14 protein-coding genes and 1 pseudogene are annotated in these 13,891 nt (G+C 50.9%); 8 read left to right on the top strand and 7 right to left on the bottom strand.

Going from position 1 to position 13,891, the window contains the following annotated elements:
* Window positions 1-102: 102 nt before the first annotated feature.
* The 3 genes from Q7V06_RS01325 to Q7V06_RS01315 form a co-directional block, all read right to left on the bottom strand.
* Window positions 103-1,314 (bottom strand): ATP-binding protein, encoded by a 1,212-nt coding sequence (locus Q7V06_RS01325; protein ID WP_304836927.1) that lies wholly within the window; start codon window positions 1,312-1,314, stop codon window positions 103-105.
* Between the two features lie 197 nt (window positions 1,315-1,511).
* Window positions 1,512-1,832 carry a hypothetical protein gene (locus Q7V06_RS01320; RefSeq protein WP_304836924.1) on the bottom strand — a complete coding sequence of 107 codons (321 nt, stop codon included), beginning with the start codon at window positions 1,830-1,832 and terminating at the stop codon, window positions 1,512-1,514.
* A gap of 48 nt (window positions 1,833-1,880) precedes the next feature.
* Complete coding sequence (locus Q7V06_RS01315) at window positions 1,881-3,047, bottom strand: redox-regulated ATPase YchF (protein ID WP_304836932.1); 1,167 nt, start codon at window positions 3,045-3,047, stop codon at window positions 1,881-1,883.
* A gap of 37 nt (window positions 3,048-3,084) precedes the next feature.
* On the opposite strand from Q7V06_RS01315, the gene Q7V06_RS01310 reads away from it, so the two are divergent.
* Window positions 3,085-3,675, top strand: coding sequence for a pyruvate kinase alpha/beta domain-containing protein (locus Q7V06_RS01310; RefSeq protein ID WP_304836923.1), 591 nt, complete (start codon window positions 3,085-3,087; stop codon window positions 3,673-3,675).
* 2 nt (window positions 3,676-3,677) lie between these two features.
* On the top strand, window positions 3,678-4,514 hold the full coding sequence (locus Q7V06_RS01305; RefSeq protein WP_304836920.1) for a hypothetical protein: 837 nt from the start codon (window positions 3,678-3,680) through the stop codon (window positions 4,512-4,514).
* Between the two features lie 71 nt (window positions 4,515-4,585).
* Here the strand turns inward: Q7V06_RS01305 and Q7V06_RS01300 are convergent, their stop codons facing one another.
* A complete protein-coding gene (locus Q7V06_RS01300; RefSeq protein WP_304836917.1) occupies window positions 4,586-5,785 on the bottom strand; it encodes a DUF92 domain-containing protein in 1,200 nt (399 codons plus the stop codon).
* 97 nt (window positions 5,786-5,882) lie between these two features.
* Between Q7V06_RS01300 and Q7V06_RS01295 the strand changes: the two genes are divergently transcribed.
* Window positions 5,883-8,480 (top strand): valine--tRNA ligase, encoded by a 2,598-nt coding sequence (locus tag Q7V06_RS01295; RefSeq protein WP_304836914.1) that lies wholly within the window; start codon window positions 5,883-5,885, stop codon window positions 8,478-8,480.
* Here Q7V06_RS01295 and tmk read toward each other — a convergent pair.
* Window positions 8,437-9,054, bottom strand: a complete 618-nt coding sequence (gene tmk, locus Q7V06_RS01290) for a dTMP kinase (RefSeq protein WP_304836929.1) — start codon at window positions 9,052-9,054, stop codon at window positions 8,437-8,439. The two genes, Q7V06_RS01295 and tmk, sit on opposite strands and share 44 nt — an antisense overlap.
* Entirely contained in the window at window positions 9,048-9,719 is a 672-nt protein-coding gene (locus Q7V06_RS01285) for a HisA/HisF-related TIM barrel protein (RefSeq protein WP_304836912.1), read from the bottom strand. Before Q7V06_RS01285 ends, tmk begins: the two co-directional genes overlap by 7 nt.
* Before the next feature lie 43 nt (window positions 9,720-9,762).
* Here Q7V06_RS01285 and Q7V06_RS01280 point away from each other — a divergent pair, with 43 nt between their 5' ends.
* Genes Q7V06_RS01280 through Q7V06_RS01265 form a run of 4 tightly spaced genes read left to right on the top strand, consistent with a single transcriptional unit; the run spans window position 9,763 to window position 12,948 of the window.
* The gene (locus Q7V06_RS01280; protein ID WP_304836909.1) at window positions 9,763-10,455 is read left to right on the top strand and encodes a (5-formylfuran-3-yl)methyl phosphate synthase; all 693 of its coding nucleotides are present in this window, start codon (window positions 9,763-9,765) and stop codon (window positions 10,453-10,455) included.
* A gap of 2 nt (window positions 10,456-10,457) precedes the next feature.
* A complete protein-coding gene (guaB, locus tag Q7V06_RS01275; RefSeq protein WP_304836907.1) occupies window positions 10,458-11,921 on the top strand; it encodes an IMP dehydrogenase in 1,464 nt (487 codons plus the stop codon).
* Window positions 11,922-11,963: 42 nt separating this feature from the next.
* Complete coding sequence (locus Q7V06_RS01270) at window positions 11,964-12,587, top strand: ArsR family transcriptional regulator (RefSeq protein ID WP_304836904.1); 624 nt, start codon at window positions 11,964-11,966, stop codon at window positions 12,585-12,587.
* On the top strand, window positions 12,577-12,948 hold the full coding sequence (locus Q7V06_RS01265; RefSeq protein ID WP_304836902.1) for a hypothetical protein: 372 nt from the start codon (window positions 12,577-12,579) through the stop codon (window positions 12,946-12,948). The genes Q7V06_RS01270 and Q7V06_RS01265 overlap by 11 nt, the downstream gene beginning before the upstream one ends.
* Here the strand turns inward: Q7V06_RS01265 and Q7V06_RS01260 are convergent.
* Window positions 12,938-13,438 carry a HEAT repeat domain-containing protein gene (locus tag Q7V06_RS01260; RefSeq protein WP_304836899.1) on the bottom strand — a complete coding sequence of 167 codons (501 nt, stop codon included), beginning with the start codon at window positions 13,436-13,438 and terminating at the stop codon, window positions 12,938-12,940. The genes Q7V06_RS01265 and Q7V06_RS01260 overlap by 11 nt on opposite strands.
* A gap of 115 nt (window positions 13,439-13,553) precedes the next feature.
* Between Q7V06_RS01260 and Q7V06_RS01255 the strand changes: the two are divergent.
* Window positions 13,554-13,891: pseudogene (locus Q7V06_RS01255) on the top strand (RNA degradosome polyphosphate kinase); the annotation flags it as partial.

Raw genomic sequence — 13,891 nt, 5'->3', positions numbered from 1 at the left:
CCAAGAGGGGAGGAGGAGTACTCACGCAAAGCCGCCAAGAAAGGCTGTAACCCGGATCCGAAGAAACTGTGTGTCTTCAGCGTCTTTGCGTGATCATATCTCTCAATAGTCAAATTTTCGTGCCGGAAGAATTGAGATCCTTCTTTCAGCTACGAGAATCTCCTCTTCCTGGTCGAGCGTCAGAATATACCCATTATCAAGGTCGAAAAACTCCATTGCTTCTACCAGCCCTTCGATCTCCCGTCTTTTATTTCGGGTGGTCAGCTCATAGCAGACCTGTATCGCCTTTGTGATCTTCGTCTTCTCTTTGACGAGGAAGTCGCATTCACCCTTTTCACGGAAATAGAAGAGCTCCCGGTATCGCTTCCTGAGCTCAAGGAAGACATGGTTCTCCAGGAACCTGCCTGAATCTTCTGAGAACTGGATTGAATTTGCACGAATAAGACCGTTATCTATGGCATATACTTTCTTTGGGTTGATCTGCCTGCTTTTCTGGGAATAGGAGAACCGGGGCAGAGTGAAGATGATGTATGCATCTTCCAGGAGATCAACATATGATCCGATGGTGGTAACCGATCCAATTGCCGAAAATATCTTCTGAAGTTTTGAGAGCGTGAACTCCCTGGCACTATTCCCCAGCAGATAGACTGCAATTTCTGTTACAACGCGTGGGTTTTTCACAGGATTTCTGAAGATAATATCCCGTGCAATGATGTCCATCAGAAGATTCTGCAGGACCTCATCCATTCCTGTTCTCAGATACTCCGGAAAACCGCCGGAAACCAGATAGTCCTGAAATGATACTTTCGAGTTTTCACGTTCCATGAAGTGTAGGTATTCCTGATAAGAGAACGGAAAGAGCTCGATCCGAAGATTTCTTCCTGTCAGCTTTGTCCCGAGATCACGGCTCAGGAGCGATGCATTCGATCCGGTGATCACCACCTTCTTCTCGTTCTCCAGAAGATATCGTACATACGATTCCCAGCCTGAGATGTTCTGGATCTCGTCAAAATAGTAGAGATCCGCCTCATGAAACTCCTCGGAAAAGGCTTCTTCCAACATCTCAATGTCCCCGAGTTCAAATTCAGCAAGTCGGGGATCTTCAAAATTCAGGTAAAAAAAACCTTCTTCTCTCTTCATCGACTGGACGAGAAGCGTGCTCTTACCGCATCGCCTGATACCGGATATGATAATTGCAAAATTATGAAGTGGCTTCACCCGTACAAGATCCTGCCGGGTAACACCGGGCTTGCGCCTCTCTATTGCATCTCTCTGGGATCTCAGGATCTTTCTGAGTTCGCTCTTCAGGATCATGGTATACGGATAATGCTCATTTGAAATGATAAATCTATCCATTCCAAATGGACACTATTGATCAATGCAGATGGATACTCCTGATCAATTGAACCGGACTCCCTCATACCGATTACAAAAAAAAAGTTTTCGCTCATCAAGCAGAACCGGAACACATGCTCTCTCGAAGGAAATAACGCCCAGTCAGGTCCTTCCTCTTAAAATGAGTCGAGAGATACTGATCCGAACTCGTCTGCGATCTGCCTGACGTTTGTAACACCAAAGGCGGTCTGGACAAATTCAAGATCAAGTGCGACTGCTGCATCTACCATATAATCAAGGATATCCACTGAGAGTTCCTTCTTCTCCCGGGATCGTCTCATCTGTTCTAAAAGAAAAGTGACTTTGGCGGGATCTTCGCTCCTGAGTTTCGCGAGTGTCACCACACACATCGAAATCCGGGTGAGGTTTCTATCAGTGCCTGTGATAGTCTCAAAGAAGTTCTTCAGAACCTGTGCCTGGTATACCTCGCCCGCCATACGTATAATCTCCTCTTCATCCTCATAGCTTAAAACTTTCGCACATTCTTACTTCGCTGTGCTGACGATTCTGATAATATCTCCATTTTTTAGTTCGAGTGTATCTTTTACCCTCATCTTTGTCCGCGCGTCAACCGCGTACAGGAAACCCTTGCCGATCTCGGTATGCACCTGATAGGCGAGATCCCGGGGGTTTGATCCCTTCTTCATCAGGTAAGCATCAGGAAGAATCCTCCCTTTTCCGTCAGAAAAGTGAGTCTCGTCTTCGACCGGGTAGACGACGATTAAATCAAGAAGTGAGAAGACAGCCTGGTTTATCGACTGTTGAATCCCTGTTCCATTGAAGCGCTTCATGACGGATCGGATCATCGAAAGCCCTCTCTGTTGTTGAGGGGTGAGGCATGCTTCAGAATCTTCATTAAAGTCCGAATCTCCGGGGAGATACCTGATAATACCTGCAGAAACGGCATTTCTGAGTGCGAGCTCACCGGCTGCGGTCGCGCGGATCATCTCAGCGGGGAGCTTCTGAAGCTGCTCATCTGTTGCCATATCTGCTTTATTTGCAACCGTCACCATCGGTTTGTTCACTTCGATCAGCGCGTCTGAAAGTTTGCAGATGGCATCGGTATCAGCCCTGAAGAGATCGACATTCGTACTATCAAGTGCCGATCTGATATCTTCTGCTGAGATGGAGAGTCCTGCGAGCACCTCGGCAAGATGGTCGATCAGTGCCGTTTCTTTCCCCTGCGAGCTCCGGATCAGGCGAGGGAGGTGTTTTTCAATGATACCTGCAACCCACATCGCCATCTCGTACTTCAGAAACCGCACATCCTCCATCGGGTCATGGGACCCTGTGTCTACGGGGTTTCCCTCTGCATCTGTACTCCCGCTTGCATCCACGATCTGGATGATCGCATCGGCTGAACGGAGGTGGTCAAGGAACTGGTTTCCAAGCCCTTTTCCTTTATGCGCATCGGGAACCAGCCCTGCAACATCGACGAGACCGACCCCGATAAACCTTGATCCATCCTTGCAATTGTTGCATTTCAGATGAAGGGACCCGCATGGGCAGGGTACACGCACATAGGCAACACCATGATTTGCATCGATGGTGGTGAACGGGTAGTTCGCAATCTCGACATCAGCGAGTGTCGCCGCCTTAAAAAAGGTCGACTTCCCGCAGTTTGGTTTTCCGGCAAGTGCAAGCGTGATCATCGTAATTGTCATGTACGACCGATGCATATTAACATGCATGGGATACATCACACGAGAGACTGCCTACTTTGACTCTCCGGGAAAAGAGAATACTATGGACTGTGTTCAGCTTGCCATCTCACGGGCACAGGAACTGAATATCAATAGAATCATTCTTGCAAGCACCTCTGGCGCGACTGCACTCCGGTTTCGTGAGGCAGTACGTGGTACAGCCATCCGGCTGGTTGTTGTGACACATGTCGTTGGCTTCTCAGAACCGGGTGTTTGGGAGTTCTCACAGGAGGCGAAAGCCGCGTTGTCAGCAGAAGGTCATCAGATCATCACCGGGACCCATGCCCTCTCAGGACTTGAACGCGCCCTTTCCCGGTCCTCAAGGATAGGTGGTGGCTCACGGACAGAAGCGATCGCAGAAGCCCTCCGCCGGGTTGTTGCGATCGGGTTGAAGGTTGCTGTTGAGTGTGTTTTGATTGCAGCAGATCAGGGCGCAATCAATGTGACCGATGAGGTGATCGCTGTCGGCGGCACCATCTCCGGTGCAGACTGCGTCGCAGTCATCAGACCTGCACATACCGCCTCATTCTTTGACCTACAGGTGCGCGAGATCGTCGCCATGCCAAGGAACCGGTGACCATGATACGTGAGGCATTCGCCGATACCTTCGGTCTTCTGAAAAATCTCCCTCTCCTCTGGCTTTCAGGGCTGATCATCGCCATTGTCTCGGCGGGGGATATCCTGATTGGAGGAACAGATCAGATCTCAACAGGAGGGTTTCAGATCATTGCCTTCCTCCTCTTCCCCTTCATCATCGCGGGAAGTTATGGGATCATACGTGAAGAGAAGAATGATCTCTCTGTCTACTTCAGGTACGGGAAGAACTACTATTTCCGTGTCCTCCTGCCCCTGCTGATCGTCCTCTTTGCATCGTTTCTGACGATACTCCTCGTCATATCGAGTACAGCGATCATCGGAGTGATTCCAACCGCCGATAGCGCCTTCATGATCGCGATGGGGGTCTCTGTTCCGATCCTCCTCCTGACATACTTCTATGATACGTTCGCAGTCTTCAGGGACGAGAAGATATTTGACTCCCTCAAATCGAGCATCGCCCTTGTTCTTTTCTACTCCTGGAAGGTGCTCCTCTTCATCGTCGTCAATATCGTCATCTTTGGAATCACCCTCTTTGGACTCGCCTTTGTATGGGCAGCACTCCTCTGGGAGAAGGTGAGCGAACTTGGTGAAATGGATCCCGATCTCATCAGCTCAATGTCCGGTGAAGAGGTGATGGCATTTCTTGGACCAAACGCCGTTGTAGCAACAGCGGTCGTCCTCTTCCTCTGGGCATTCCTTATAACGCCTTTCACCCTCACCTTCAAAGCCGCCTTCTTCAGAAGGCTTGAGAAGGTACCTATCGAACAGCAGGAGCAGGTGGGCGTCTATGACGAGAAGGGACGGTGGTATAAGTACTAACCGTATTCCATTATTTTTAACAAAATTTCATCATCACGGTTTTTTTGAGAGGACAATGCATCGCGAACTCCTCACAGCAACACCAGCACAAGCACCACAGCACAGACTCCCCCACCAAGTGTTGCAAGAAGATTCGTCCCTGCATTTCCGATGAGCCCACGGTTTTCGATAGTCGCTCCGACAAGACTGTCCACATTTGTCCCGACAACCCCTGCAAAGACACCGATTAAAAAGAGTTCGAAGGGGATGATCTGAAGAGCGACACCAATGCCGCAGATCAGAACCGATCCGACAAGTGCCGCTACTTCGCCTCTGAGCGTCACTCCACCGTTTGTCCCTTCGGGAACCGGTTTGAATGTGGTGATCATATATGGGCGTCCGCCGGTGACACCGATCTCTGAGGCGACGGTATCTGCAGTCGCCGTTGCGACGCTTCCGATGAAGAGTGCTGTCCAGACCGGATCTCCGGTAATACCTATGAGAACTGCGGCACCGGTTCCAACAAGGCAGTTTGAGAAGGCGTTCTTATATCCACGCGCTCCACCCCGTTCCTGTTCGACACCCATCGTCTTTTTTCGTGCATACTGATACCGGGTGCTGGCAGATCCGATGATAAAGAAGGCGAGCATCACGAGGAACCATGTGACATCTGCAAAGACGATCAGGATGATACCGATGAGTGCACCTGAGAAGAGACCGGAGAGGTCGGCAGCGCCAACCCGGTATGAGGAGTACCCAAAGAGGAGTGCAATCGTTGCCGCAAGGAAGAGCAGCAGGATATCCACCTGGAAATCAAGTTCAAGGAAGAGGAAGAGGGTCATCGCAACCCCGAGCATGATGATCATGTAGGCATCCTCACGCTCATCCAGGATACAACGGAGCATCAGCGCAACAAGTACACCGATGATCAGCACAAGCGGCTGGATATTTCCAAGATACGCCATAACAAGGAGGGCACCCCCGGACGATCCGGCAGTATAATGAATATACGCCCGTGCTCCTTCACCACCCGCCCGATATGCAAGTTCTCCGAAGGTGACAATTGCAACTGTTGCACCAAATGCAACAAGGGGAAGAAGGCCGATCCCATACAGAAGAGCAGTGGCCCCAAGTGCAAGGGAGATGTACTGTGTACCCCGAATCAGGTAGAGAACAGCAGAGAATGAGATGACAAAGATCGAAAAAAGCCACGCTGGCTGGATGAAAGGGGATATGAGTATCCCGAGTATGGCAATTATTGAGGCCAGCAGGAGGCGTGGCTGATGCTTCATGAATAGATGGAATTGGTTAAACAGAGTGAAGAAGCTTCGTATATCCGCCATCCCTGGTGCGATCAGTATATCAGATGATGGTGACAACCTGTTATAAATGTCATCACCTGAGGATCTCAATAAAACCTATGAATGCGCTGAGGTTGAGCGGCGATGGCTCGATCAATGGCGTGATGAAGACTTCTATTTTGACTGGGGGTCGGCAAAGCCAAGGTACATCATCGATACACCCCCTCCGTACCCTACCGGCCGACTCCATATCGGGCATGCATTGAACTGGGTCTATATGGACATCATCGCGCGGTACAAGCGGATGCGCGGGTACAACGTGATGTTTCCGCAAGGATGGGACTGCCATGGGCTCCCGACCGAAGTCAAGGTCGAGGAGATTCATGGGATCACCAAGAATGATATTCCCCGTGATGAATTCCGGCAGAAGTGCCGGGATCTTACACATGAGAACATTGAGCGGATGAGGACCTCTCTTCGGCTGATGGGTTTCTCAATAGACTGGAGCTCTGAGTACATCACGATGGAGGAGAAGTACTACAGCCTCACCCAGGCATCATTTCTCAGAATGCTCAAAGATGGGTATATCTATCAGTCGGAGCATCCGGTGAATTACTGTACCCGGTGTGAGACTGCAATCGCCTTTGCAGAGGTTGCCTATACTGAGAATACCACTCTCCTGAACTACTTCACCTTCGACGGAGTCGAGATCGCAACGACCCGTCCTGAACTCCTTGCAGCATGTGTTGCTGTTGCGGTTCACCCGGATGACGCACGGTATGCCGAACTCAGAGGTCGATCTCTCACCGTCCCTCTCTTCTCACATCAGGTGCCGGTGGTAGAGGATGAATCGGTTGATCCGACGTTTGGCTCCGGTGCAGTGATGATCTGTACCTTCGGTGACAAGCAGGATGTCGTCTGGTGGAAGACGCACAATCTGGATCTCAGAAAAGCGATCGATCAAACCGGGACGATGACGTCTATATGCGGAAAGTACAGTGGAATGAAGGCGAAAGAATGCCGCAGTGCTATCCTCTCCGATATGAAAGAGTCCGGCATTCTGATCCGGCAGGTGGATCTGCCTCAGCGGGTTGGAACCTGCTGGCGGTGCAGGACTCCGATTGAGATCCTCTCTGAGCGACAATGGTTTGTGAAGGTGAAGCAGGATGAGATACTGAAGGCTGCAAGAGAGGTCTCCTGGTACCCGGAACATATGCTGGTCAGACTTGAGAACTGGACATCCCAGATGGAGTGGGACTGGTGCATATCCCGCCAGCGCCTCTTTGCCACCCCGATCCCTGTCTGGTTCTGTTCTGCCTGCGGCGAGATGATCGTCCCCGATGAAGCTGATCTACCTGTTGACCCAACACTCATCTCCCCAAAGAACCCCTGCCCCTCCTGCGGCTCAACAGAATTCTCCGGAGAGACAGATGTCCTCGATACCTGGATGGACTCTTCCATCTCTCCCCTTGCCATTACGAGGTGGGATGGGAAGACCACGCCTGAACACTATCCGACACAGCTCCGCCCCCAGGGGCATGACATCATCCGGACATGGGCATTTTATACGATCCTCCGGTCGATGGCCCTGACCGGAGAGAAACCATGGGATAGCATTCTGGTCAACGGCATGGTCCTTGGTGAAGATGGATTTAAGATGTCCAAGTCACGGAACAATGTCATCACCCCGGATGAGCTGATTGACCGGTACGGTGTCGATGCTCTCCGCCAGTGGGCGGCGGTTGGATCGGCAACCGGATCTGATATCACCTTCAGCTGGAACGATGTGGTTGCCGCTTCACGGTTCCAGACGAAACTCTGGAACATCGTCCGCTTCTCCCTTCTTCAGATAAGAAAAGACGATACCACCCCTGCAGTTCACCCGACAGAACTCGCAGACCGATGGCTCCTCTCAAACCTCTCTGCTACCATAACTGAGGTGACCGAGGCACTCGATGCGTACCAGTTCGACCGGGGATTAAAAGCCATCCGTGATTTTGCATGGTCTATTCTTGCTGATAACTATCTGGAACTTGTCAAAGGGAGATTGTATGGTGATACGCCCTCGCGTGCCGGTGCAGTCTATACCCTGAAAGTGACGCTTGAAGCACTCTGTGGGATGCTTGCGCCTTATATCCCCTTCTTTGCAAGTGAGTGCTACTACCATCTGACGGGAAACCGTATCATCGACCAGTCCTGGCCGGATCTCAGGCTTCAGGATACAGCGGCTATCCGTGATGGAGATCTCCTCGTCTCGGTTGTTGCACTCCTCAGAAAATACAAGCATGATGCAGGTCTTGCCCTGAATGCACCGCTTGGCCATGTGACTATCTACACTCCGCAGATGGCAATCGATGATGGCGGGGATGCGGGGAGGACGACAAATGCAGAGATCGAATGGAGATCTGAAGAACCTCATCTTGATCGGATCATCTCCGATATCACCTTCAACATGGGGATCATCGGCCCCACCTTCAGGAAGGAGGCGGGTGCTGTGATGCAGGCGATCCGGTCACTCCCTTCGGAATCACTTGCAGGAGTTGTTTCATCAGTTCAGATCAATGAATCTGAGGTGGCAATTCCTGAAGGAGCCTTCTCTCCTGTTTATTCATATACGATCGAAGGTGAAGAGGTGGACGTCCTCATGATCGGAGACGTCGTCCTTGCGATCCGCAAACGCGCCTGATCTCACCTGCAACAAAGGAGGCGATCACCTCCTTCTCCTCTTCTGCATCGATTATGACAAACCGCCACGGTTCGGCTTCTGCACGTACAAGGTACTCCTTCTGGACGAGGGTGAGCACCTCTTCCCTCTCAAAATGTTCACGAACGCCCTCCCTTCCGATCCGTTCAAGTGCGCGGTGTACCGGGATGACGAGGAGGAAGGTGAGATCCGGTGTGATCGACCAGCCGTCATGGAGCGCGGCAAGCCATCCTCGTGGATCATCGATTATACCCGCGAGAGTCGCCTGCTGATAGGCAAACCTTGAGTCTGTGTACCGGTCCGATATGACGATCCGGTCTTTCTCAAGGGCGGGACGGATCACCGTCTTCAGATGCATCGCATGGTCAGCGACAAAGAGAAGAGCTTCAGCAATGGGATCAATCTCGTCTGCAATCGCCTGCCTGACCGCCTTTCCAATCCAGGTTGATCCGGGTTCACGGGTGAAAACCGCATCAAGATCGGCGATTTCCTCTTCAAGCGCATGCAACAGGGTACTCTTCCCGGCTCCGTCAATACCCTCGAGTGTGATCAGCAGAACGATCCCCTCCTGATATGTTCGAGCGCCACTCCTCCTGTATGGAGGGCAGTTGCGATGATAGCTCCGTCAAATCCAGCTTCCGAGAGTATCGTCAGGTCACTCTCATCTCTGACACCTCCTCCATACAGGAGGGGGAGATCTGTTCCGGATCTGATCCGTTCTGCTTCTCTGCAGTCTATGCCGCACTCCTCCCCCACTGCTGAGATCTGTAAGAGGATACAGCCTGAGAATCCCCACTCTTCGGCGCGGGAGAGGATCGCCACAGGATCTTCCCCTCCCGGAACGACGCTTCCGGCCTTTACATCCACACTCAGGTACCCTCCGGGAAAGCCAGAGAGATTCGGGCCTGCAGTCTCTGTTCCGATGACATTCTCGATGAAGGGTGCATTCAGCATATCGTCAGGTCCTCTGCACCCCCGATCAAGGTAACAGCGATCCACAAGATCGGAGAGTCCGAGCACGACCTCATCATGTGATCCGTCTCCCATTATCCGATCAAGGTCTGCAATGTATACGAACCTGGGCCGGATCGCATGGAGGTATCCTCTCGGTTCTGCAGTATTTGAGATCCCCCAGGTAAGTGGAGAGTATTCTGACCTCCGTCCTCCTTTTCCATGCACCACCTGACCTAAATGAAGATCTATTGCACAAATGAGCTTCATGGTATAACGCAATCACTATTATCCTCCAGGATCATTAAGTTCTATGGAATTACTTGTCAGCCCAAGTTCTTTGGAAGAGGCGAAACTCTCTCTTTCTGCTGACATCGTCGATGTGAAACGACCTGCGGAGGGTTCCCTTGGTGCAAATTTCCCCTGGGTTATCCGATCGATCAAAGCAGTTGCCGGAGAAAAACCTATCTCCGCTGCTATTGGCGATTTCCCTCCAAAGCCCGGAACAGCTGCACTTTCTGCGTATGGCGCTGCCTGCGCTGGTGCCGACTATGTTAAGATAGGGCTCTACTTCTCAGACTTTGATGATGCGCGTCTTGTGATTCGTTCTGTTGTACAGGCCGTTAAACCTGAATTTCCTGAGAAGATTGTCGTGATTGCGGCATATTCGGATTACGAACGGCTCGGAACGATCTCACCTTTTGATATGGCGGTTATTGCTGCTGAAGAGGGTGCTGATGTATCGATGATCGATACCGGGATAAAAGATGGTAAAAGCACCTTTGAATTTATGGATGAAGCTTTGCTCACCAGTTTTACGCGGGAGAACAGACGTCTTGGTATGAAGACGGCCCTTGCGGGTTCACTTGTGTTTGCGGATCTGCCCCACCTCAAAAAGATCAATCCTGATATCATCGGCGTTCGTGGTATGGTCTGTGGTGGGGACAGATCCTGTGTCATTAATCCAGATCTTGTCGAGAAAGCATTGAGCATTATTCGGAGTTGATCATGTTCGAAGAGAAGCTGAAGGTCCCTGAAGCGTTGACGTTTGATGATGTCCTCCTTGAGCCCGCAGAATCATATGTGGAGCCGAGTGAGGCTGATGTCCGTTCCCGTTTTTCAAAGAATATTCCTCTGTCCATCCCCATATGCAGTTCCGCGATGGATACCGTCACCGAGGCGATGATGGCAATCACCCTCGCCCGTGAGGGTGGTATTGGTGTGATTCACAGAAATCTCACCGCAAATGATGAAGTCGAACTGGTCGGGATCGTTAAACGTGCTGAGGATCTAATCGAGCGGCATGTTCTCTTCGTCGAGCCGAAGACGACGATCTTCTCTGTCGAACAGCTGATGAATGACCATGGGATCGGCGGTGTGCCGGTCGTAGAGAACGGAGATCTCGTCGGCATCGTCAGCAGGCGTGATATCCGTGCGATCGTCGGAAGGAGAGGTGAAGAACCGGTCGAACGGGTGATGACACGCGATCCGTTCACTGTCGGGGAGGATGTCACTCCGGAACAGGCGCTTGAACTGATGTATGCGAAGAAGGTCGAACGCCTCCCGGTCCTGAACAGAAAAGGTTCGCTTCTTGGGATCGTAACGATGCAGGATATCCTTCAGAAACGTCAGTTCCCACGTGCAAACCGTGATGAGAATGGGAGACTCCGGGTGGCAGCGGCCGTTGGCCCATTTGACTTCGAACGTGCAATGCTCCTGGATGAGGCGGGGGTGGATGCACTTGTCATAGATTGTGCACATGGCCATAATATGATGGTTGTGAAAGCTGTCCGGGAGATAAAAGCAAGCGCAAAGGCCGACTGTATTGCTGGAAATATCGCAACAGGAAAGGCAGCATCCGAGTTTGTTGATGTCGTCGATGGAATCAAGGTCGGAATAGGACCCGGCTCCATCTGTACCACACGGGTTGTGGCTGGTGTCGGAGTGCCGCAGATATCGGCGATTGCTGCGGTGGCTGATGTGATGAGTGGGTCCGATGTTCCGGTGATCGCTGATGGGGGGGTTCGGTACTCAGGTGATGTTGCAAAGGCGATCGCAGCAGGTGCAGACTGTGTTATGCTCGGAAGCATGCTTGCAGGGACCGATGAGTCACCCGGCCGTGTCATCGTCATCAAAGGAAGACGATACAAACAGTATCGTGGGATGGGTTCACTCGGTGTGATGACCGGCGGCCAGTCAAGCGACCGGTACTTCCAGGCAAAAGGGATAGGTGCTACCAAGTTCGTTCCTGAGGGTGTCGAAGGGGCGATTCCGTACGTTGGAGAGGTCTCTGATGTGATTTATCAGATCGTCGGCGGTCTTAAATCTGCAATGGGCTATACCGGTTCAAAGACGATCACCGATCTGAAGAAGAGATCACGTTTTGTCAGGATCACCTCAGCAGGGTTTAAAGAGAGCCATCCGCATGATATCATGATCACAGATGAGGCTCCAAACTACCGGTTATCCTGAACCCTCTCTTTTTTATAGTATTGATCCTAACATTATGTTAGTATGATTGACCGTGTCGAGGTCTCTCGCCTGTTAGATATCCTTGGAAACCGCAACCGGAGACGTATTATTGAATTACTCCGCCAGAAACCATGTTTTGTAACCGAGATATCTGATCGTCTGATCCTCTCACCAAAAGCAGTGATTGAACACCTGAATATGATGGAGCGAGGTCTGCTCATCTCTTTCTTCCTTGATGAACGGAGGAGAAAGTACTATTACCTCTCTCAGGAGTTCAATATCGTCGTCTCAGTGGGTGAGAGCGGAAGAAAGCATTCGGTTGTTGGTATCCCTTCAGCTGATCTCCGTCTTATCGAGTCGCTTGGAATGCTCAGGAGGATGGCCCGCTCCCGTGAAACCCTCCTTGATACCCTTGAGAATCTTGAGAAGGATATTGAGGCGACGATGAACGACATTGCCAGAATGAGCAAAGAAGTGATGAAGGATGATATTGATCTGGATATCATCATCACCCTCTCCCACCAGGATCTGACTTTTGAAGAACTCACAGATGTGATGGAGAAAAATCCTGATACGGTTCTGGCATCGCTTCATTCGCTGATATCACGTGGTATTGTCGTGCTGGATGAAGATCGATATAAAATTGAGGGAATATATGGTGGATAGGCTTCATGATGATCAGGTCCGGAAAGGTGAATCCCAGCGGATCATCGGCTGTATTCTCAGACCTGAGGGGGGTTTTGGCGGGTACCTTCTGGCTCCGATACGGAGTAAGCCCCTCGATATCCCCTATGAGATGATCGAGACTGAGAACCGGATCTATATCTCAGCGAATCTCCCTCCGGAAAACCTGCTCACCTCAGCACCCTATGCCAGGATCGAGCGTGAACAGGTGGCGATCGTCGTTAATGAACATGAGACCTGGATTACATTACCTTCCCGCATCAATGTCTTTCATTCGACCTATACGGTGAGGAACGGGGTGATGGATATCCTCTGCCGAAAGCCGGTCTTCTTTATTCTCTGATCATCTTCATCGAATTTATGGCCTTTTCAGCCATAGCCCGGACATAAGGGTTTTCATCTTGAAGGAGTGGCATCAGATCAGGTATGGCTGACGGAATTCTAAGATTCATAAGCCCTTTTGCAGCCATGTATCTCACATGATCCCTCTCATCTGAGAGGGCAGATTGGAGATAGGGGTAGACGGAAGAATTTTCCATCATCGAAAGGGCCTCACAGGCACGGTACCTGACGACCCACCACTGATCTGTCAGGAGTGCGGAAATCTGCGGGATTGCAGACTCTCCGATCGATCCGAGTGAACGTGCAGCAGCGTTTCGCACCTGTTTTTCATCATCTCTGAGTGCTGCAATGAGATAGGGGATAGCCCGCGCCCCATCAATGGTTGCGAGCAATTCGATTAGTATGACCCGTTCTGATGGAATTTTTGCATTCAATAGTTCTGCTGCCTTCTCTTCAAATGTCTCTTCCCTTCTTCCCTCTTCACGTATCATCAGTCAGATCAATTGTCCTGCACTAATATCTTGATTTGTCTTTTTATTGGAACGATCGGCAAATAATATCTATATCGAGCCCAATGGTATCAATGATCTACATGGAGAGGATGAGATGATTAACAATGGTGCTGCAGATCCTGTCTTCCTGCATACACCGAAGGTCTTCTTCAATCGGGAGCTCTCATGGATTCAGTTTAACCGTAGGGTCCTTGAGGAGGCATGGGATTGTAACCACCCCATCCTTGAACGGGTAAAATTCCTCTCGATATTCTCAAATAATCTTGATGAATTTGTGATGATCCGGCTTTCTGGTCTCTGGAGGCAGGCAACGGCGGGTGCTCTGGCCAGACCCCCCGATGGATTCTCTCCGACAGAACAGGTGGCAGGTATCCGGTCTGAGCTTCTCCCTCTTCTTGAGGAGGCGACTACCTGCTGGAAGGAGTCACTTCT

It is taken from the genome of Methanocalculus sp. (genome assembly GCF_030651615.1).
Lineage (GTDB): Archaea > Halobacteriota > Methanomicrobia > Methanomicrobiales > Methanocorpusculaceae > Methanocalculus.
The sequence above is the reverse complement of the archived record's forward strand: the minus strand, read 5'-3'. Positions and strand labels throughout refer to the sequence as shown.

Excerpts from the sequence above, each read along its gene's own strand:
- Q7V06_RS01325 (WP_304836927.1), bottom strand. The coding sequence starts at position 1,314 with ATGATCCTGAAGAGCGAACTCAGAAAGATCCTGAGATCCCAGAGAGAT.
- Q7V06_RS01320 (WP_304836924.1), bottom strand. The coding sequence starts at position 1,832 with ATGGCGGGCGAGGTATACCAGGCACAGGTTCTGAAGAACTTCTTTGAG.
- Q7V06_RS01315 (WP_304836932.1), bottom strand. The coding sequence starts at position 3,047 with ATGATCACGCTTGCACTTGCCGGAAAACCAAACTGCGGGAAGTCGACC.
- Q7V06_RS01310 (WP_304836923.1), top strand. The coding sequence starts at position 3,085 with ATGGGATACATCACACGAGAGACTGCCTACTTTGACTCTCCGGGAAAA.
- Q7V06_RS01305 (WP_304836920.1), top strand. The coding sequence starts at position 3,678 with ATGATACGTGAGGCATTCGCCGATACCTTCGGTCTTCTGAAAAATCTC.
- Q7V06_RS01300 (WP_304836917.1), bottom strand. The coding sequence starts at position 5,785 with ATGAAGCATCAGCCACGCCTCCTGCTGGCCTCAATAATTGCCATACTC.
- Q7V06_RS01295 (WP_304836914.1), top strand. The coding sequence starts at position 5,883 with ATGTCATCACCTGAGGATCTCAATAAAACCTATGAATGCGCTGAGGTT.
- Q7V06_RS01285 (WP_304836912.1), bottom strand. The coding sequence starts at position 9,719 with ATGAAGCTCATTTGTGCAATAGATCTTCATTTAGGTCAGGTGGTGCAT.
- Q7V06_RS01280 (WP_304836909.1), top strand. The coding sequence starts at position 9,763 with ATGGAATTACTTGTCAGCCCAAGTTCTTTGGAAGAGGCGAAACTCTCT.
- guaB (WP_304836907.1), top strand. The coding sequence starts at position 10,458 with ATGTTCGAAGAGAAGCTGAAGGTCCCTGAAGCGTTGACGTTTGATGAT.
- Q7V06_RS01270 (WP_304836904.1), top strand. The coding sequence starts at position 11,964 with ATGATTGACCGTGTCGAGGTCTCTCGCCTGTTAGATATCCTTGGAAAC.
- Q7V06_RS01265 (WP_304836902.1), top strand. The coding sequence starts at position 12,577 with ATGGTGGATAGGCTTCATGATGATCAGGTCCGGAAAGGTGAATCCCAG.
- Q7V06_RS01260 (WP_304836899.1), bottom strand. The coding sequence starts at position 13,438 with ATGATACGTGAAGAGGGAAGAAGGGAAGAGACATTTGAAGAGAAGGCA.